Here is an 18,906-nt window from a genome sequence, read left to right on the forward strand (position 1 = left end):
TCCATAATTGAATTTGTGGGCACAACTGCTGTGCCAAAATTCGATCATGGCTGGGAGCGATTCTTACGTCCAGACGGCGCTGGCTTTACGCTTACACTCAACCTTCTAGACCCAGAAAAGAAAATGCCCCGCTTTCGCGGGGCATTTTCGTCTTAACTACACAGGTATATTAGGTACCTACGTTGTTCTTCATGATTGCTGCGTAGACGGCTGGTGCATTTGCCTCGGTGATGTTGGTGCTCATGGCCCACTTCACGGTCGAATCATTGCCAGTGACAACAGGGGTGAAGGTGATGGTCTTGCCGTCAGCTTCTTTGGAAATGCCAGTGGCCAGGGTGATGGTGATCGCGCCGGCGGTAACAGATGCCAGGTTAGCAACTTCTTTGGTTTTCTTGAAGTCGTCAGTTTTGGTGATGCCGTTCGAGCCTGCGTCGCACTTATCTTTCACGCCGCCTGCTTCTTGGATGCACACGGAAACTGCGGTTTTGATCGAGTCAGCAGCGGTGATCGCGTTGGCGATCTTAGCTTTAGCGGTGTAGTCCGAGTATGCTGGGATTGCAACAGCAGCCAGGATACCGATAATTGCAACAACAATCATCAGTTCGATCAGGGTGAAGCCAGCTTGCGCTTGTTTCTTAATCATTTTCATCGATTTCATTTAACTAGTCCCTAAGATTTTAAAAATTGCTCAGTGTGTTGAGGCAAAGACAGTAGAGCAATAGCCGTGCCAGCCCACTTTAGTGCAAAACCCAGGGGAAATCGACCATTTTTTGTCAACTGAAGATCGGTTAGTTGACGGTTTTTGTCAAAGGGAAACTAAAAATTGTCCACGGTGCTGACAAATATCGTCAGCTGACGCGGAATGCCATCAGGATCCCGCTAAGGTCGAGGATGTCGCCAGCATTCAGCGGGTGCGGTTGGCGCGGCATGGGGTCGCCGTTCAGCAAGGGGGACTTGTCGCCTTCGACGTGGGCGACGGAATAGCCTTCAGGGGCACGGGTGATCACCACCACCTGTACACCAGGGCGGCCGAGGCTGGTGACGGGCTTGGTCAGGCTCAGCGTTTTGCCGGCGTTGGTGCCATTCAGGACTTCTATATGAGCCAGGGGCAGTTCGGCGAACTGGGTGTTTGGCGCGGCAGGGATCGAGGCCGAGGGTGGGACAGGCATGGCCGGGATGGTGGCTGCGGCCGCAGCAAGCGGGCGGATGCCGTCGCTGACGAATTCGAGGTGGTACTTGGCCATCTTGATCACGTCCTTGTGCTGCAGGAAGTGCTTGCCGATGCGGTGGCCATTCACAAATGTACCATTTGTGCTTTGCAGGTCTTCCAGGAAGGAGTCGTCCAGGATGGTCGTAATGAGGGCATGTTCGCCACTCACCGCCCCGTGGTTCAGGACAATGTCGTTATGCTTATGGCGGCCGACGGTCATGCGCTCCTTGGTGAGCTGCACCGTCTGCTCAATTACACCTTCTCGCATCACGAGTAGTTTTGCCAAATCGATATCCTCCGGGTAAACAAAAACGGGGAGCCGAAGCTCCCCGTTATCATACAGCTACTATTACAGCATTGCCTTCAACAGACGAGCCATTTCGGAAGGGTTCTTGGTAACCTTGATACCGCAGGCTTCCATGATTTCCAGTTTGGCTTGCGCGGTGTCGGCGCCGCCAGAGATCAGCGCGCCGGCGTGGCCCATGCGCTTGCCTGGAGGAGCGGTGACACCGGCGATGAAGCCAACCACTGGCTTCTTCATGTTGTCCTTGATCCAACGAGCGGCGTTGGCTTCGTCCGGACCGCCGATTTCGCCGATCATGATCACAGCGTCGGTGTCAGGATCGTCGTTGAACATGCGCATCACGTCGATGTGCTTCAGGCCGTTGATCGGGTCGCCGCCGATACCCACTGCGGAAGACTGGCCCAGGCCCAGTGCGGTCAGCTGGCCGACTGCTTCATAGGTCAGGGTGCCGGAACGGGAAACCACGCCGATACGGCCCTTCTTGTGGATGTGGCCAGGCATGATGCCGATCTTGATTTCGTCCGGGGTGATCAGGCCTGGGCAGTTCGGGCCCAGCAGCAGGGTCTTGGAACCGGCTTTGGCCATGCGGTCTTTGATTTCCATCATGTCGCGCACCGGGATGCCTTCGGTGATGCAGATGGCCAGGTCCAGGTCAGCTTCCACGGCTTCCCAGATCGCAGCGGCTGCGCCTGCTGGCGGAACGTAGATCACGGAAACGGTCGCGCCGGTTTCCGAAGCCGCTTCCTTGACGGATGCGTAGATCGGGATGCCTTCGAAGTCTTCGCCAGCTTTCTTCGGGTTCACGCCGGCAACGAATGCTTCACGGCCGTTCGCGTAGTCGCGGCACATGCGGGTGTGGAACTGGCCGGTTTTGCCGGTGATGCCCTGGGTGATGACTTTGGTGTCTTTATTGATCAGGATAGACATAGTGATTCCTTAATTATTTACCGGCAGCGGCAGCAACAACGGCCTTGGCTGCATCTTCCATGGTGTCAGCGGCGATGATTGGCAGGCCGGAGTCGGCCAGCATCTTCTTGCCCAGGTCTTCGTTGGTGCCCTTCATGCGGACCACCAGCGGTACTTGCAGGGACACTGCCTTGGATGCGGTGATCACGCCTTCGGCGATCACGTCGCAGCGCATGATGCCGCCGAAGATGTTGACCAGGATCGCTTTCAGTTCCGGGTTCTTCAGCATGATCTTGAACGCTTCGGTCACTTTCTCGGCCGTTGCGCCACCGCCCACGTCCAGGAAGTTGGCTGGCTCGCCGCCGAACAGCTTGATGGTGTCCATGGTTGCCATGGCCAGGCCGGCGCCGTTCACCAGGCAGCCGATGTTGCCGTCCAGGGAGATGTAGGCCAGGTCGAATTTCGATGCTTCGACTTCAGCTGGATCTTCTTCGTCCAGGTCGCGGTAAGCCACGATCTCCGGGTGACGGAACAGGGCGTTGGCGTCGAAGTTGAACTTGGCGTCCAGTGCGATGACCTTGCCGGAACCGGTCAGGATCAGCGGGTTGATTTCGGCCAGGGATGCGTCGGTATCCCAGTAGGCTTTGTACAGGCCTTGCAGGTTGGTCACCGCGTCGGCGATGGAGGCTTCCGGCACGCCGATTTTGCGGGAGACGTCGGCAGCATCAGCGTCGGTCAGGCCAACAGCTGGATCGATCACGACGTTGTGGATCAGTTCCGGGTGCTTTTCAGCGACTTCTTCGATGTCCATGCCGCCTTCGGAGGAAGCCATCAGGACAACGCGCTGGGTGACGCGGTCGGTCACCAGGGAAACGTACAGTTCTTTCTTGATGTCGGCGCCTTCTTCGATCATCAGGCGGCGGACTTTCTGGCCTTCAGGGCCGGTCTGGTGGGTCACCAGTTGCATGCCCATGATCTGGTCGGCGTATTCCTTGACCTGTTCCAGCGACTTGGCTACTTTCACGCCGCCGCCTTTACCACGGCCACCGGCATGGATCTGCGCTTTCACGACCCATACTGGGCCGCCCAGGGTTTCGGCAGCTTTCACTGCTTCTTCCACGGACATGCATGGGATGCCGCGCGGTACGGTCACTCCGAATTTTCGGAGGATCTCTTTGCCTTGATACTCATGGATTTTCATGCTGGCTTTCCCTTCTTTCGAATACCTGTTTGTTGGTTAGATGTATTTTGTACAGCACCTAGGCTGCGTCCGTCTTGTTGACGTACCAGCGTGGGTAAAACTCGGCAACTGCCCCGCCATCGGTCTTGAGGGCGTGGCACTTGTCAAGTTGGAACGGTTTCTCTGTCGCAGTGCTGGAACGCTCGTTCACCGGCCAGACGTCGTTGGCAAAGGCTTGCATGGCTGCCGTCGGCAGCACCAGGGCCAATTCTGTCAGGTGGGTACAGCCGTGCACACCGGCCAGCCTTTCCTTGACTGCATGGCGAAAACCCTTCGTCAGGTTCAGGCCGATCAAGGCTGTATAGGCTGGACCAATGGTGTCGCAATGGCCAGGATAAGGAACGGCGTCCGAACTTGCTTCGGCATCGACGATGGTCAGCTGCTTATCGACGGTCACGCGCAGCCACAGGTCGTGCAGGGCTTCATTGCCCTTGCGTGGACCGGTTGCCAGCATGGTGTCGAATGATTTGATGTCCGTGATATGGGCGTCAAGATCCCACAGGCCATCCTCGCGTGAATACGCCTGGACGTCTATGGCGCGCGTATGCCGCAGCGCACGTCGGGAGACTGGATTTGACAGGGACATAAGACCGATGCCACTCAAAAGTGGCCAAAATTATAAGCAGCTAATCAGTACGCCGCAGCTTCTACGGACAACCACCGCACCTGCGGTGCTGCATAAAACTGCAAAAGTTTAGCACAACTGGGCCAGCAGGGACACTTCGCCCACCGCCCGCCTCACTGAAGGCCGTCATAATCCTCCCAGCGAGTCAGGTCGATGCGCACACGGCGCCTATGCTCACGGAAGGTGGGCGAGGCAAAACTTTCCGACGAATCCCGGCCGTCCCACTCGACGCCGGCGAGCTCCAACACCGTGGGAAACACATTGACGTGGCTGATCTTGCGCGCCTGGTTGGCGCGCAACGCGGCCGCTTGCGTTGGAAATGCCGCACGGTAGGACTCGTTCATCCATGCCAGCATGGGCACGTGGGCATCGTAGCGCGTTGCGCCGGAACGCGAATGCAGGATCAACTGGCGTTCATCATCGAACAGGTTTTCTCCGTGGTCGGAAGTGAACAACAGCACGGCCGGCCGGCCTTCTTTTTTCAACACCTCGATCACACGCGCCAGGAAGCGGTCGGATTCGACAATGGTATTGTCGTAGGAATTGATGGCGGCGGCCTTGTCCTGCAAGGCCGGCATCTTCCCCCCCAGGTCTGCCAGCGTGGGGGCATACACCTTGGACTCGATGCCATACCGCTCTTCGTAGGGGAAGTGGCTGCCATTCATATGCAGCAACACAAACTGGCGCGGCCCCGCTTGGCGCACAAAGGAAGTGAACATGGGCAGCAGGTTGGCGTCGGTCCGGAAGTGGTAGTCCTGGGTGCCGGTCGCATGCTCCATCACATGCGAGCCGAGGCTGTACGGAACCGGTTCCTGATTCGAAATCCAGGCGTTCCGGAAACCCGCCTCACGGAACGTCTGCGCGAGATTGAACTCCACTTCGCCCCGTTCCCGCATCACGATCGCGGGAAAGGCAGCAAACGTCCAATTGGCCGTACTGGCCACGTCGCCAAAATTAATGATGTCCGGCCCCATCGCCTGCAACAGGGGCATGGTGTTGCGCGTATAGCCGTTCCACGGCAAATGGTCGGCGCGCAAGCTCTCGCCAACCACCAGCACCACCAATAGCGGGGTCGCCGGATTCGTGGCACGGCCACGCACGCTGGCATAGGTTTTGTTCCTCAAATGAGCCTGGCGCGCCAGCGACATTGCCAGGCCGCTGGGAAAGGCCAGGTTTGCCGTCCCATGCTCGAACACCGGCGGCAGCTGAAAGTGCTGGGGCAACGCTTGACGGGCGACCAGCAGCAACATGGCTGGCACCAAAAGCAGCGCCAGCAGGCCCTTTCGGGCGGATGCCGAGAGCCGCCAGGCAGGGTCGATGGAGCATGCCAACGCTGCATAAGCGACCAGGCTGGCTGGCAATAGCCACACCCGCCATCCGAACGCGGACACAACCTGCCACGACATGCCCAGGCCAGTGTTCAGCGCCGACTGTACCAGCGCATCTCCGGGCACGCTGCGAAATGTCAGCGTCAGATAGCAATACAGGACGGCCAATGCCGACAACGGCGTCCACAGCAGAAAGTAGGTACGCACGCGCGGCAGCAGCACCAGCGGTGCCGCCAACACAAACAGGGCAAAGACCAGTAATCCGACGGCATCGCTCACCGATGTCAAATGATCCGTCAACAACACCGCCAAGCTGGGCAGCAGCAGCCACAGGCCGAGCATGCCAGCCTTCAGGAATTCACGACGCATCAGCAACCCTGTACAAGAAAAATTCCGCAATTCTAGCGCAGGCCTTGCAGCTAATCGTAGTCATCGGGCATGGTGCCCTTCATGGCGGTGCGGATGGCTTTCTGCGAGAAGCCGCGCGACATGAGGAAGCGCAGTTGCTTCTGGCGGCCTTCGGGATCGGCGGCCACTTCGCCGAATTTGCGGCGCCAGACCTCGCAGCAGCGCTCGACTTCGTCTTCTTTCAGGCTTTCCTTGACTTCGGCCAGCATCTCGCCGCCGATGCCGTGGTGCTGCAGTTCAGCCACGATGCGGCTGTTGCCGTAGCGGGCGGAACGACGGTGTACCAGGTTTTCGGAGAAGCGCTCTTCAGAGAGCCATTTGTTTTGTTCGAGGAAATTCAGGAGGGCTTCGACGTCGTCGCCCTCTTCCGCGTGGCGCCGCAGCTTGCGGGCGAGTTCGAGGCGGCTGTGCTCGCGCTGGCTGAGCAGGCGAAGGGCGCGGGCTTTTAGGGTGGGTTTGGGGAGGGGCATCTTTTAAACCGGTAAACCAGGGTCTGACCCAAGGGTCAGACCCGCGTGCCGGAGTCACGGGCCGAGGATCAGACGGGTCTGACCCTCGGGTCTGACCCAGACTTACCGGTTTAGTCGACTGCCTTCAGCTTGGGAGCCGGCGCTTCATCGCCATCAGCCGTCACCGCTGGCAGCTCACGCACGCCCAGCGCGGCACGCACCTTGTTCTCGATTTCGCGCGCCAGGGCTGGACGCTCCTTGAGGAAGGTACGGGCATTGTCCTTGCCCTGGCCGATACGCTCGCCGCCGTAGCTGTACCAGGAACCCGACTTCTCAACGATCTTGGCTTCCACGCCCAGGTCGATGATCTCGCCTTCACGCGAAGTGCCTTCTCCGTACAGGATGTCGAAGTGGGCTTCCTTGAATGGCGGCGCGATCTTGTTCTTGACGACCTTGACCTTGGTCTCGTTACCAATCACCTCGTCGCCCGACTTGATCGAGCCGGTACGACGGATGTCGAGGCGCACGGAGGCGTAAAATTTCAGCGCGTTGCCGCCGGTGGTGGTTTCCGGCGAGCCGAACATCACGCCGATCTTCATACGGATCTGGTTAATGAAGATCACCAGGGTGTTGGTGCGGTTGATGGTGCCGGTCAGCTTGCGCAGCGCCTGGGACATCAGTCGCGCCTGCAGGCCCGGCAGCGAGTCGCCCATATCGCCTTCGATTTCAGCTTTCGGGGTCAGCGCCGCGACGGAGTCGACCACGATCAGGTCCACGGAACCGGAGCGTACCAGCGCATCGCAGATTTCCAGGGCTTGTTCGCCGGTGTCCGGCTGGGAGATCAGCAGTTCGTGCAGGTTGACGCCCAGCTTTTGCGCGTAGGTCACGTCCAGCGCGTGTTCCGCGTCGATGAAGGCGCAGGTGCCGCCCAGTTTCTGCATTTCGGCGATGGATTGCAGGGTCAGGGTGGTTTTACCGGAAGATTCAGGACCGTAGATTTCCACGACACGGCCGCGTGGCAGGCCGCCTACGCCCAGCGCGATATCCAGACCCAGGGAACCGGTGGAGACAGTTTGCACTTCCTCGATCGGGGCCGAGGCATCCATGCGCATCACGGAGCCTTTACCAAACTGCTTTTCAATCTGGGCCAGCGCCGCGGCCAGGGCCTTGGCTTTTTCCGATGCCGGTACTGCTCCTTTTTTGTCGTCCATGATGTTCTTTCGCGCTAGATAAGTTGGGTCACTACGTATGTACAGGTGATACTGTATAAAATTACAGTGCTTTTGACAAGCCCCTTTTTGCAAACTTTGCGATTTATCAAAGAGGTGGTTACAGTTAGCTTATGCGTATCCTATTAGCCGAAGATGACAGCGTCCTCGCGGACGGCCTGACGCGCTCCCTGCGCCAGTCCGGCTATGCGATCGATTGCGTAAAAAACGGGCAGGAGGCGGACACGGCCTTGTCCACCCAGGAATTCGACCTGCTGATCCTGGACCTGGGCCTGCCCAAGCTGTCCGGACTGGAGGTGCTGCGCCGCCTGCGCACGCGCGGCTCGCTGCTGCCGGTGCTGATCCTGACCGCAGCCGATTCGGTGGAGCAGCGGGTCAACGGCCTCGACCTGGGCGCCGACGATTACATGGCCAAGCCTTTCGCGCTGTCCGAACTGGAAGCGCGGGTGCGCGCCCTGACCCGGCGCGGCCAGGGCGGCGGCTCCACCGTCGTCAAGCATGGCCCCCTCACTTACGACCAGGTCGGGCGCAGCGCCTACATCAATGAGCAGATGCTGGATTTGTCGGCGCGCGAACTGGGCCTGCTGGAAATCCTGCTGGCGCGCACCGGCCGCCTGGTGTCCAAGGAGCAGTTGGTGGACCATTTGTGCGAGTGGGGCGAAGAGGTCAGCAACAACGCCATCGAGGTATACGTGCACCGCCTGCGCAAGAAGATCGAAGTGGGCGGCATCCGCATCGCCACGGTGCGCGGCCTCGGTTACTGCCTGGAGAAATTCAACCCGCCGCAAGCGCCGGCTGCAACGTGAACGGCAAGCAGCAGGCCGCCGACTGGGACCACGCCCCGGCCGCCGAAGAGAACGAGATCCAGCACTCGCTGTTCGGCGAGATCCTCGACTGGATGCTCGCTCCCCTGCTGTTGCTCTGGCCGATGAGCATCGCCATCACCTACCTGGTGGCCAAGTCCATTGCCAACCAGCCCTTCGACCATGCGCTGGAAGACACCGTCACCGTGCTGACGCAGCAGGTGCGCGAGGTGGCCGGCGCGATTCCCCGCCTGCCCGGACCGGCGCGCGACATCCTGCGCGCCGACGACGTCGACAATATCTATTACCAGATCAGCGCCCCCAGCGGCAGCTACGTGGATGGCGACCGCGACCTGCCGCCGCCACCCAGGCATGACCCGGAGCTGCAGGAATTCCGCTCGGGCGAAGTCATTTTCCGCAACGCCAACCTGCACGGCACGCCGATCCGCATCGCCTACACCTGGGTCAATATGGAAGAAGACAAGGCGCTGCCGCCGCGCCTGGCGCTGGTGCAGGTCGGCGAAACCCTGGAAAAGCGCGCCAAGCTGGCCAATGAAATCATCAAGGGCGTGATCCTGCCGCAGTTCATCATCCTGCCCATCGTGCTGGCCCTGGTATGGTTCGCCCTGTCGCGCGGCCTCTTGCCGCTGCGCGAGCTGCAGGAGCGCATCCGCGCCCGCCCTTCCGACGACCTGAGCCCGATCCCGCCGCGCCAGGTGCCGGAGGAAATCACGCCGCTGGTCAAGTCGCTCAATGAAATGCTGGAGCGCCTGAAGCTGTCGATCGATTCGCAGAAGCGCTTCATCGCCGATGCCGCGCACCAGATGAAAACCCCGTTGGCCGGCATGCGCACGCAGTCGGAACTGGCGCTGCGCCAGACCGACCAGGCCGAGGTGCACCGCTCGCTGGAGCAGTTGGCCAAGTCGTCGGAGGCGGCCACGCGCCTGGTCAACCAGTTGCTGGCCCTGGCGCGCGCCGAGAACCAGCCACAGGCCGGCACCGCGATGGAGCCGTTGCAGCTCGGGGACGTGGCGCGCAACACGGTGCACGACTGGGTGCAGGCCTCGTTCAACTACGGCATCGACCTCGGCTACGAGCCGCCGCATGAAGAGGTGCCGATTTCCGGCAATTCGATGATGCTGCGCGAAATGCTGTCCAACCTGATCGACAATGCCTTGCGCTACACGCCGCGCGCAGGCGCGGTCACGGTGCGCGTGCGCCGCACCGGCAGGCATGCCCTGCTCGAGGTGGAAGACAATGGTCCCGGCATCCCCGCGGCGGAGCGCGGCCACGTGTTCGAACGCTTCTACCGCATCCTGGGCAGCAATACCGAAGGTTCCGGCCTGGGCCTGCCGATCGTGCGCGAAGTGGCGCAGCAGCACGATGCGGAAGTCGACCTGTTCGCCAACCCGCGCACCACCGACCCGAAATATCCGGGCTGCCTGTTCCGCGTCACGTTCCCGCTGCGCGTGCCGGACGCGCCGCCCGAAGAAGAAGAGGTACCGCATTTTGGATAAGATCGAGCGCCACTGGCGCCGTGTACGCCGCATGACAGGCTGGCTGCTGGCCACCTGGCTGCTGACCACCTTCTGCATCGTTTTCTTCGCGCGCGAGTTGAGCGGCCTGTCGATCTTCGGCTGGCCGCTGTCGTTCTACCTGGCAGCGCAAGGTGCTTCGCTGATCTACCTGGCCATCATCGGCTTCTACGCCTGGCGCATGCGCGCACTGGAGCGCCTGTACCGCAGCGAGGACGCGGCATGAGGACACCCTTCTTCCGCAAGCTGCAGCGTTATTACATGATCTTCACCGGCTGCTTCGCCATGTTTCTGCTCGCGTTGGCGATGCTGGAGAAGGAAGGCATGCCGCGCTTGTGGATCGGCTACCTGTTCATGTTCGCCACCATCATCCTGTACGCGGCGATCGGCGTGATCAGCCGCACCTCGAACGTGGCGGAGTATTACGTGGCGGGGCGGCGCGTGCCTTCGCTGTTCAACGGCATGGCCACGGCGGCCGACTGGATTTCCGCCGCGTCCTTCATCTCCCTGGCGGGCGGCCTGTACCTGCACGGCTTCGACGGCCTGGCCTACATCATGGGCTGGACCGGCGGCTACTGCCTGGTGGCGCTGCTGATCGGGCCCTACCTGCGCAAGTTCGGCCAATACACCATCCCCGACTTTTTCGCTGCGCGCTACGGCGGCGGCTTCAACGGGCGCGCGGTGCGGCTGATGGCGGTTGGCGCCACCATCATCGTTTCCTTCACTTACGTGGTGGCGCAGATCTACGCGGTAGGGCTGATCGCCTCGCGCTTCACCGGCGTCGATTTCTCGGTCGGCATCTTCCTCGGGCTGGCGTCGATCCTGGTGTGCTCCTTCCTGGGCGGCATGCGGGCGATCACCTGGACCCAGGTGGCGCAGTACATCATCATCCTGGTGGCGTTCCTGATGCCGGCCATGTGGCTGGCGGTCAAGCATGGCGGCAACCCGGTGCCGCAGGTCGCCTACGGCAAGCTGCTGCCCAAGCTCAGCGCACGCGAGACGCAACTGGCGCACGACACCAAGGAAGCGGAGGTGCGCGAGGTATTCCTGCAGCGCGCCGAGGATTTCGGCGTGCGCCTGCATGGCCTGCCCGCATCCTGGGATTCGGGCCGGGTCGAAGCGCAGCACAACCTCGACATGGTCAAGCAGCGCAACGGTTCGCTGCTGGAAATCCGCGCCGCCGAACGGGCCCTGGCCGACTATCCCAAGACGGTGGAGGATGCCGCCGCCGCATGGACCGCGCAGCGCAACTACAACCTGGCGCGTGGGCGCGAACTGGTCAAGCATGCCGAACCCTTCCCCGGCACCGATCGCGCGCAGTCGAACCAGAAGCGCAACAACTTCCTGGCGCTGGTGTTCTGCCTGATGATGGGCACGGCTGCGCTGCCGCACATCCTGATGCGCTCCTACACCACGCCATCGGTGCAGGAGACGCGCGTGTCGGTATTCTGGACCCTGTTCTTCATCCTGCTGGTGTACCTGACCATTCCGGCGCTGGCGGTGCTGGTCAAGTACGACATCTACAGTTCCCTGGTGGGCAGCGATTTCGCGCACTTGCCGACCTGGGTCTCCTACTGGGCCAACGTGGACAAGGCCAACCCGCTGCTGTCGATCAGCGACATCAACCTGGACGGCATCGTGCAACTGGCCGAAATCCAGATCGACAGCGACGTGCTGGTGCTGGCCACGCCGGAGATCGCGGGGCTGCCTTATGTCGTGTCCGGGCTGGTGGCCGCCGGCGGCCTGGCCGCTGCGCTTTCCACGGCGGACGGCCTGCTGCTGGCGATCTCCAACGCGCTGTCGCACGACGTGTATTACAAGATCGTCGACCCGGAAGCGTCGACCCAGAAACGCGTGACGATCTCCAAGCTGCTGTTGCTGGCGGTGGCCTTCATCGCAGCCTATGCCGCCTCGACCAAGCCGGGCGACATCCTGTCGCTGGTGGGCGCCGCCTTCTCGCTCGCCGCATCGACCCTGTTCCCGGCCCTGGTGGCGGGCGTGTTCTGGCAGCGCGCCAACCACCAGGGCGCGATCGCAGCGATGGTGGCCGGCTTCTTTACCTGCCTGTACTACATGCTGCATGCCAATCCGGTACTGGGCGGCAGCATCAGCGGACAGTGGTTCGGCATCGCCGCCAATTCGGCCGGCGTATTCGGCGTGCCGGCCGGCTTTGCTGCGCTGCTGGTGGCCAGCCTGCTCACGCCGGCCCCCGACGCGCGCGCCTTGTCGCTGGTGCGCCATATCCGGACACCGGAATAGTACAGGTGACAATCCGAGGACATTTGCGGCCTGCCGCTCCGCTACGATACGCCCCCATGAAGAAGTTGAACCTTACTCTCTCGATCACGATCTTTGCCGCCGCGGCGGGATTCGCCGGCAGCGCCGGCGCCGATACGATGTACAAGTGTACTGGCGCAAGCGGCAAAGTCACCTTCACCGACCAGCCCTGCGCCGGGCAAGGCAAGGCGAGCACGCTGGATGTCAGGCCGCCGCTAAGGGACGCAGAGGTCGCGCAAAAGGCGGAAGCGGACGCGGAGAAGCTCAAGCGCGCCAATGAGCATTTCAAGGTCCGCGCGGCAGAACGCGAACGGATGTACGCCGATCAGGAACAGAAGGCCGCGCAGGCCCGCGCCGACCGGGAGCGATGGGCCATCGAAGCGCGGGCCAGGCAAGAGGCGAAGGATCGGGAGACGGCGCGGCAAGGGGTGCTGGCAAGGCGCGAGCGGGAGCGCTTTCTTGGGTGCCAACCGTTTACCTGCTAGCACTGGCCGGTATGCGCGCAGTTGCGGGGTGTTGTCGCAAGCTCGCCACACTGGCACACCGGAATCAACGTAAGTGACATTTGGCTAGTTTTTTCTCTTGCCAATCCAGTAACATTCGATTCCCATGAAAATCTTTTCCCTTACCCTCGCGATTTCGCTCGGGCTGGCCGCCGCGCCGGCCGCCGTAGCAGCGGTGGCGCCACCATCGGTGGAAGCCTTCTTTGAAAACCCGGATTTCAGCGGGGCCATCATCTCGCCGAGCGGCAAGCACGTCGCCGCCAAGGTTGGCGCCAAGGGCAAGCGCAATATGCTTGCCGTGGTCGACCTGGCCACGCAAAAGATCCAGATCGTGGCCCACTTCAGCGATACCGATATCGCCAACGTCAAATGGGTAAACGAGCAGCGCCTGGTGTTCGATACCAATGACCGCCAGGCGGCTCAGGGTGATGCGATGTACGCGCCCGGCCTGTACGCGGTCGACCGCGACGGCGCCCGCTTCAAGCAGCTTGCCTCGCGCCGCGGACAAGGCTTCAAGCAAAGCTCGGCGCAGCGCGATCTGCTGCCATGGCACACCGTGATGCACCGCCAGGCCGGCCTGCCCGAATCCGAATGGACCTATGTGCAGGATCTGCAGTTCAACGGCAAGGAAACGGTGAGCGACGTCAGGCTGTTACGCGTAAACACGGTCACCGGCCGCAGCCAACTGGTAGAGCGCCCCGGCGATGTCGTGGCCTGGCTGCTGGACCAGGAAGGCCGCGCGCGCCTGGCCTACATGCTCAACAAGGACGTCGTTGAAATCAAGGTGCGTGACGACGAAAGCGCGCCATGGCGCACGCTCGCCAGCTTCAAGGCCTTCACGCCTGACGCCAACGCCATGGACCCGGTGGCCTTCGGGGCCGACAACACCCTGTACGTCAGGACCAACCGAGGCGCCGACAAAGCCTCCATTTTCCGCCTCGACCTGGCAAGCGGCAAGATGGACGACAAGCCCCTGATCACGCTGGAAGGCTTCGACTTCGGTGGCCGCCTTGTCATGCGCGGAGGAAAACTGGTCGGCGTGCACTACCTGCAGGATGGCGAAGGCACGCAATGGTTCGACCCTGCGCTGCAGGCGCTGCAAGCCGACGTCGACAAGCTGCTGCCGCAGACCGTCAACATGCTCGACCTGCCAACCGACCTGCAAGCCCAGAACGTGCTGGTGCGCGCCTTCTCCGACATCCGCCCAGCCAGCTACTACGTGTTCGATCGCAGCACCAAAAAGCTGAACAAGGTCGGTGACACCTACTCCGGCATCGTTCCGGACCAGATGGGCCAGCAGGAACAGGTGCGCATCGTGGCGCGCGATGGCCAGGAGGTGCCGACCATGTTGACGCTGCCGCCGCAGAAGGAGGCGAAGAAATTGCCGATGGTGGTGCTGGTGCATGGCGGGCCGTACACACGCGGCACGACCTGGGGCTGGAAGCCGGAAGTGCAATTCCTGGCCTCGCGCGGCTATGCCGTGCTGGAGCCGGAATTCCGCGGCAGCACCGGCTATGGCCGGCGCCACTTCCTCTCGGGCTGGAAGCAGTGGGGCCTGAAGATGCAGGACGATATCGCCGACGCCACCAAATGGGCCATCGCCACGGGCTATGCGGACCCGCAACGCATCTGCATCGCCGGCGCCAGCTACGGCGGCTACGCCACGCTGATGGGACTGGTCAACGACCCTGGCCTGTACCGCTGCGGCATCAACTGGGTCGGCGTCACTGACATCAAGCTGCTGTTCACCGGCCACTGGATGTACCGCGACGATGCCAGCGAAACCTGGCGCCGTTACGGCATGCCCGAGCTGATCGGCGACCCGGTCAAGGACGCCGAGCGTTTCAAGGCCACCTCGCCAATTGAGCAGGCCCACCGCATCACCCAGCCACTGCTGATGGCATACGGCGGCGCCGACCTGCGTGTGCCGCTGGTGCACGGTACCCGCCTGCGCGATGCGATACGCAGCAACAACCGGCAAGTCGAGTGGGTGGAGTACGAGACGGAAGGCCACGGCTTCCATGTGCCAGCCAACCGCATCGACTTCTGGAGCCGCGTGGAGCGCTTCCTCGACCGCCAAATTGGACAACCACTAGAACCAAAATGATCAAATACTTCCTGGCCGGACTGGCCACCATGGCCGGCCTGGCCCATGCAGCACCGCCGGTGCAGCAATTCTTCGAATCCGCCCACTACAAGGATGCCAAACTGTCGCCGAGCGGGCGCTACCTGGCCTTGCGCGTTGGCAGCAACGAGGCCCGCGACTCGGTGCTGGTGTTCGATAACGAGTCATTGAAAGTGGTGGGCGGTGGACGCCTTGCCGACTATGACGTCGGCACCATCCGCTGGGTCAACGATAATCGCCTGCTGTACACGGTCGCCGACAGCACAGTCGCCACCGGCGACAAGCGCTTCGCACCGGGCCTGTACGCCATGAGCCGCGACGGCAAGGAAAACCGTCAGTTGGCCGAGCATCGGTTCAGTGGCTCCGGCACCGGCAGCCATATCAAGTCGCGCCTGGAGCCGTGGAATACCTTCCTGATGGACGAGGAAGGTGCGCAAGATTCCGACACGGTATACGTTGAACGCCCCATCTGGTCGGAACGGGCCGGCTATGAAATCGAGCGCACCGAACTGGTCAAGCTGAACACCGCGACCGGACAAAGCGTCACGCTGAGCCATCCCGGCAACGCTGAAGGCTGGATGCTGGACCATAAGGGCGAGCCCTCCATCCTGGTTGCCGCCAAGGACGGCAGGGAAACCATCTATTACCGCAACGCCGATGGGGAGTGGCGCGAGATCGCCACGCAGGCGGCCTACGGCAGCGACATGGATGCCATCGCCCCGATCGGTTTCTATGACGACAAACACCTGCTGGTCAAAACGCGCATGAAGGGCGACAAGGCTGCGCTGTACCTGATGAACCTTGGCACCGGCAAGCTCGATCCGAGTCCGCTAGTAGCAATGGCGGACTTCGACTTCAACGGCAGCATGGTGTACTCGAAGAAGCGCCTGGTGGGCCTGCACTATCTGGCCGACGCCCGTTCCAGCGCCTGGTTCGATCCGGCCCTGAAAGCGGCCCAGGCGGAGGTCGACAAGCAACTGGGCGGCATGGTCAACATCATCACCCCGCCAACGCAGCCGGAAACCGACTGGCTGCTGGTAGTGAGCTACTCGGACCGCCAGCCGCGCTTCTATTCCGTGTACAACAGCAAGACCCACGAGCTGAAGGGCCTGGGCAGCGCGCGTCCCGACATCAAGTCCAGCGAGATGGGGCGCCAGGACTTCGTCAAGTACCGCGCCCGCGATGGCCTGGAAGTGCCGGCCTGGCTGACCCTGCCCGCCAAAGAGGGCAAGAAGCTGCCGATGGTGGTGCTGGTGCACGGCGGTCCTTATGTGCGCGGCAACGAATGGGGCTGGAATGCCGAGAGCCAGTTCCTGGCTTCGCGCGGCTACGCTGTATTGGCGCCGGAATTCCGCGGCTCGACCGGCTACGGCATGAAGCTGTTCGACGCCGGGCTGAAACAATGGGGCCTGAAAATGCAGCACGATATCGCCGACAGCGTCAAGTGGGCGGTGGAAAAAGGCATCGCCGATCCTGCCCGTATCTGCATCATGGGCGGCAGCTATGGCGGCTACGCTACCCTGATGGGCCTGATCAACGATCCAAGCCTGTACCGCTGCGGCATTGCCTACGCTGCCGTCACCGACATCCCGCTGCAGTACTCCAGCGGCATGGCCGTGCTGTCCGACCTGCCTTCCGACTACAAGGCCTACGGCGTGCCGGTGCTGGTGGGCGACCTGGAAAAGGACGCAGCGCAGTTCATCGCCACTTCGCCGCTCCAGCAGGCCGCCCGCATCAAGCGCCCGCTGCTGCTGGCGCACGGCACCGATGACCGTCGCGTTCCCGTCCCGCATTACAACAAGCTCCGTAGCGCCTTAACGGATGCCAAGGCCGATGCCGAATTCATTGAATACGTCGGTGAAGGCCACGGCTGGAGTACGCTGAAGACCCGCCTGGACTTCTGGGGCCGGGTCGAAAAATTCCTCGACAAGCATATTGGACCGAATGCCAATCAGTAAAGTAGCCAGAGCCCTGCTGGCGTCACTGCTCGTGCTGACCGCATCGGGAGCGGTGGCGCAACAGGACGCGCCAGCCAAGCCGCAGATTGCGCCGGTATCTGCTTTCTTTGCGAATCCGGACTTCGTACAGGCAGCACTTTCGCCCAGCGGCAAATACCTTGCTGCGATCGTCAGCCATGCGACCGAGCATGACCGCCTGGTTGTCATCGATCTTGAAACGCTAAAAGCCAATGTGGCTGCGCACTTTGCGTTGGATGATGTCAGCGAATTCCAGTGGGCGAATGACGAACGCCTTGTTTTGACTGCCGGGAACAAGAATATTCCTGTCGGCGTCATCGAAGCTGCCGCGGGACTATTCGCCGTCAATCGGGACGGTAGCAAACCTCTCCAGCTTGCGGCTCGAGGCTGGAAGGAGTGGGGGAAACTGCCTTGGAATACCTATTTGCTTAAACAACCCGGGGCACAAAACTCGGAGTTCATTTATGTTGAACATCGCAACGTCGACAAGGAAGCCGGCATATTCACGGGAACCGTCGACCTCAAAAAGCTGAACGTGGTCACTGGCGAGGCTGCTTGGGCGAATATTCCATCTGCAGACCCGATCGGCTGGGTGCTTGACCAGCATGGCGAGCCACGTATCGCGCTTACGCGCTTGCAGGGATCAATGATTCCTTATTTACGGAGGGAGGCCGGCAAATGGGAGGTACTGGCTGCCAAAGGCCCCGATAACAGCCCGCTGTTCGTCCGGCCGCTGGCATTCGCAAGTGATAACCTGCTCTATGTCACCAGCCCGATAGATGATAAGGCAATGGTCAGGGCGCTGGACCTTGCCACCATGAAGCTGGGTGAGCCTTTGATTGAGCTTGACGGCTATGATTTTGACGGTGAGTTGTTCATCCGTGATGGCAAGCTACTCGGAATGCGATATACCACCGAAGGCGATGGCAATATGTGGTTCGATGCCGAACTAAAGGCCTTGCAAGCCGACATCGACAAGCTGTTGCCGAATACGGTTAACCTGATAACGCCGGCCAAAGAAGCCAGCAGCAAAAACGTTCTCATATATTCGTACTCTGACCGCCAACCGCCGGCCTACTATGCATATCGCAAGGACGTGCGCCAGTTGGTCAAAGTGGGACAGCAGTTATCCCAGATCGATCCGGCCACGCAAGCAAAGCAGACAATGGTCGCCTATAAAGCTCGGGACGGCATGCAGATCCCCGCGCTACTCACCTTGCCACAAAAGTCTGTAGGGTCCAAGTCGCCGCTGGTCGTCCTGGTTCATGGCGGACCGTACCATCGCGGTAGCAAATGGGGCTGGAATCCCGAATCCCAATTTCTGGCTTCAAGAGGCTACGTCGTGCTGGAACCCTTCTTCCGTGGCTCGACTGGCTTCGGAACCAAGCACTTCAAGGCTGGCTGGAAGCAGTGGGGGCTGAAGATGCAGGATGATCTCGCAGATGGTGCCCGTTGGGCCGTGGACAACGGCTACGCCGACAGCCGAAGGATATGCATTGCAGGGGCAAGCTATGGCGGCTACGCTGCATTGATGGGTGTTTTGAAGGACCCCGATATTTTCCAATGCGCCGTTAATTGGGCAGGTGTGACCGACATCGAACTGCTGTACACCGGGCACTGGTTATACACTTCGGATTTACCCGCAGAGTGGAAGCAATATGGCATGCCGCTGCTTGTAGGAGATCTGGAAAAGGATGCAGCGCAACTTAAAGCGACTTCCCCGCTCGAGCAAGCACAACGAATCAGGCGGCCTATCCTGATGGGTTACGGCGACTCCGACCACCGCGTTCCGATCGTGCACGGCAAGCTCTTTTTGCGCGAAGTTCGCGCATATAACAGGAAAGTTGAATTCACCGAATACGATGACGAGGGCCACAGCCTGAAGCTGGCCAAAAACCGCATCGACTTCTGGACCCGGGTCGAGAAATTCCTCGACAAGCATATCGGCGCGGCGGCAAAAACGGAGTAAGCTGGCGGCTCGTCCGTCA

16 protein-coding genes are annotated in these 18,906 nt (G+C 61.2%); 8 read left to right on the top strand and 8 right to left on the bottom strand.

What is annotated here, in order from left to right:
- Positions 1–169: 169 nt before the first annotated feature.
- The 8 genes from BM269_RS17505 to recA all read right to left on the bottom strand — a co-directional run bounded on the left by BM269_RS17505 (position 170) and on the right by recA (position 7,681).
- The gene (locus tag BM269_RS17505; protein ID WP_090439555.1) at positions 170–658 is read right to left on the bottom strand and encodes a pilin; all 489 of its coding nucleotides are present in this window, start codon (positions 656–658) and stop codon (positions 170–172) included.
- A gap of 190 nt (positions 659–848) precedes the next feature.
- Entirely contained in the window at positions 849–1,496 is a 648-nt protein-coding gene (locus BM269_RS17510) for an FHA domain-containing protein (RefSeq protein ID WP_090439558.1), read from the bottom strand.
- 63 nt (positions 1,497–1,559) lie between these two features.
- Positions 1,560–2,441, bottom strand: coding sequence for a succinate--CoA ligase subunit alpha (gene sucD, locus BM269_RS17515; protein WP_055933947.1), 882 nt, complete (start codon positions 2,439–2,441; stop codon positions 1,560–1,562).
- A 13-nt stretch (positions 2,442–2,454) separates the two neighbouring features.
- Positions 2,455–3,621: an ADP-forming succinate--CoA ligase subunit beta gene (sucC, locus tag BM269_RS17520; RefSeq protein ID WP_090439561.1), complete on the bottom strand. Its 1,167-nt coding sequence runs from the start codon at positions 3,619–3,621 to the stop codon at positions 2,455–2,457.
- Between the two features lie 58 nt (positions 3,622–3,679).
- Positions 3,680–4,246 (bottom strand): DUF2889 domain-containing protein, encoded by a 567-nt coding sequence (locus tag BM269_RS17525; RefSeq protein WP_090439564.1) that lies wholly within the window; start codon positions 4,244–4,246, stop codon positions 3,680–3,682.
- 152 nt (positions 4,247–4,398) lie between these two features.
- Entirely contained in the window at positions 4,399–5,982 is a 1,584-nt protein-coding gene (locus tag BM269_RS17530) for a phosphoethanolamine transferase (RefSeq protein WP_139232777.1), read from the bottom strand.
- 50 nt (positions 5,983–6,032) lie between these two features.
- Positions 6,033–6,491, bottom strand: a complete 459-nt coding sequence (gene recX, locus BM269_RS17535) for a recombination regulator RecX (protein WP_090439571.1) — start codon at positions 6,489–6,491, stop codon at positions 6,033–6,035.
- A gap of 110 nt (positions 6,492–6,601) precedes the next feature.
- Positions 6,602–7,681: a recombinase RecA gene (recA, locus tag BM269_RS17540; protein ID WP_090439574.1), complete on the bottom strand. Its 1,080-nt coding sequence runs from the start codon at positions 7,679–7,681 to the stop codon at positions 6,602–6,604.
- A gap of 131 nt (positions 7,682–7,812) precedes the next feature.
- Between recA and BM269_RS17545 the strand changes: the two genes are divergently transcribed.
- The 8 genes from BM269_RS17545 to BM269_RS17580 all read left to right on the top strand — a co-directional run bounded on the left by BM269_RS17545 (position 7,813) and on the right by BM269_RS17580 (position 18,887).
- Entirely contained in the window at positions 7,813–8,505 is a 693-nt protein-coding gene (locus BM269_RS17545; protein WP_090439577.1) for a response regulator, read from the top strand.
- Entirely contained in the window at positions 8,502–10,019 is a 1,518-nt protein-coding gene (locus tag BM269_RS17550) for a sensor histidine kinase (RefSeq protein ID WP_229204693.1), read from the top strand. Before BM269_RS17545 ends, BM269_RS17550 begins: the two co-directional genes overlap by 4 nt.
- Positions 10,012–10,263 carry a DUF4212 domain-containing protein gene (locus BM269_RS29850; RefSeq protein ID WP_255372310.1) on the top strand — a complete coding sequence of 84 codons (252 nt, stop codon included), beginning with the start codon at positions 10,012–10,014 and terminating at the stop codon, positions 10,261–10,263. The genes BM269_RS17550 and BM269_RS29850 overlap by 8 nt, the downstream gene beginning before the upstream one ends.
- Positions 10,260–12,296: a sodium:solute symporter family protein gene (locus BM269_RS17560; RefSeq protein WP_090439583.1), complete on the top strand. Its 2,037-nt coding sequence runs from the start codon at positions 10,260–10,262 to the stop codon at positions 12,294–12,296. The genes BM269_RS29850 and BM269_RS17560 overlap by 4 nt, the downstream gene beginning before the upstream one ends.
- Before the next feature lie 56 nt (positions 12,297–12,352).
- The gene (locus BM269_RS17565) at positions 12,353–12,799 is read left to right on the top strand and encodes a DUF4124 domain-containing protein (protein WP_090439586.1); all 447 of its coding nucleotides are present in this window, start codon (positions 12,353–12,355) and stop codon (positions 12,797–12,799) included.
- A 124-nt stretch (positions 12,800–12,923) separates the two neighbouring features.
- The gene (locus BM269_RS17570) at positions 12,924–14,924 is read left to right on the top strand and encodes an alpha/beta hydrolase family protein (protein ID WP_090439589.1); all 2,001 of its coding nucleotides are present in this window, start codon (positions 12,924–12,926) and stop codon (positions 14,922–14,924) included.
- Positions 14,921–16,900 carry an alpha/beta hydrolase family protein gene (locus BM269_RS17575; RefSeq protein WP_090439592.1) on the top strand — a complete coding sequence of 660 codons (1,980 nt, stop codon included), beginning with the start codon at positions 14,921–14,923 and terminating at the stop codon, positions 16,898–16,900. Before BM269_RS17570 ends, BM269_RS17575 begins: the two co-directional genes overlap by 4 nt.
- Complete coding sequence (locus tag BM269_RS17580) at positions 16,887–18,887, top strand: alpha/beta hydrolase family protein (protein ID WP_090439595.1); 2,001 nt, start codon at positions 16,887–16,889, stop codon at positions 18,885–18,887. Before BM269_RS17575 ends, BM269_RS17580 begins: the two co-directional genes overlap by 14 nt.
- Positions 18,888–18,906 lie beyond the last annotated feature (19 nt).

This window comes from Duganella sp. CF458 (genome assembly GCF_900113115.1).
Lineage (GTDB): Bacteria > Pseudomonadota > Gammaproteobacteria > Burkholderiales > Burkholderiaceae_D > Rugamonas.

What these genes read in the sequence shown, in the direction of transcription:
- BM269_RS17505 (WP_090439555.1), bottom strand. Translation starts at nt 658, where the DNA reads ATGAAATCGATGAAAATGATTAAGAAACAAGCGCAAGCTGGCTTCACC.
- sucD (WP_055933947.1), bottom strand. Translation starts at nt 2,441, where the DNA reads ATGTCTATCCTGATCAATAAAGACACCAAAGTCATCACCCAGGGCATC.
- sucC (WP_090439561.1), bottom strand. Translation starts at nt 3,621, where the DNA reads ATGAAAATCCATGAGTATCAAGGCAAAGAGATCCTCCGAAAATTCGGA.
- BM269_RS17525 (WP_090439564.1), bottom strand. Translation starts at nt 4,246, where the DNA reads ATGTCCCTGTCAAATCCAGTCTCCCGACGTGCGCTGCGGCATACGCGC.
- BM269_RS17530 (WP_139232777.1), bottom strand. Translation starts at nt 5,982, where the DNA reads ATGCGTCGTGAATTCCTGAAGGCTGGCATGCTCGGCCTGTGGCTGCTG.
- recX (WP_090439571.1), bottom strand. Translation starts at nt 6,491, where the DNA reads ATGCCCCTCCCCAAACCCACCCTAAAAGCCCGCGCCCTTCGCCTGCTC.
- recA (WP_090439574.1), bottom strand. Translation starts at nt 7,681, where the DNA reads ATGGACGACAAAAAAGGAGCAGTACCGGCATCGGAAAAAGCCAAGGCC.
- BM269_RS17545 (WP_090439577.1), top strand. Translation starts at nt 7,813, where the DNA reads ATGCGTATCCTATTAGCCGAAGATGACAGCGTCCTCGCGGACGGCCTG.
- BM269_RS17560 (WP_090439583.1), top strand. Translation starts at nt 10,260, where the DNA reads ATGAGGACACCCTTCTTCCGCAAGCTGCAGCGTTATTACATGATCTTC.
- BM269_RS17565 (WP_090439586.1), top strand. Translation starts at nt 12,353, where the DNA reads ATGAAGAAGTTGAACCTTACTCTCTCGATCACGATCTTTGCCGCCGCG.
- BM269_RS17570 (WP_090439589.1), top strand. Translation starts at nt 12,924, where the DNA reads ATGAAAATCTTTTCCCTTACCCTCGCGATTTCGCTCGGGCTGGCCGCC.
- BM269_RS17575 (WP_090439592.1), top strand. Translation starts at nt 14,921, where the DNA reads ATGATCAAATACTTCCTGGCCGGACTGGCCACCATGGCCGGCCTGGCC.
- BM269_RS17580 (WP_090439595.1), top strand. Translation starts at nt 16,887, where the DNA reads ATGCCAATCAGTAAAGTAGCCAGAGCCCTGCTGGCGTCACTGCTCGTG.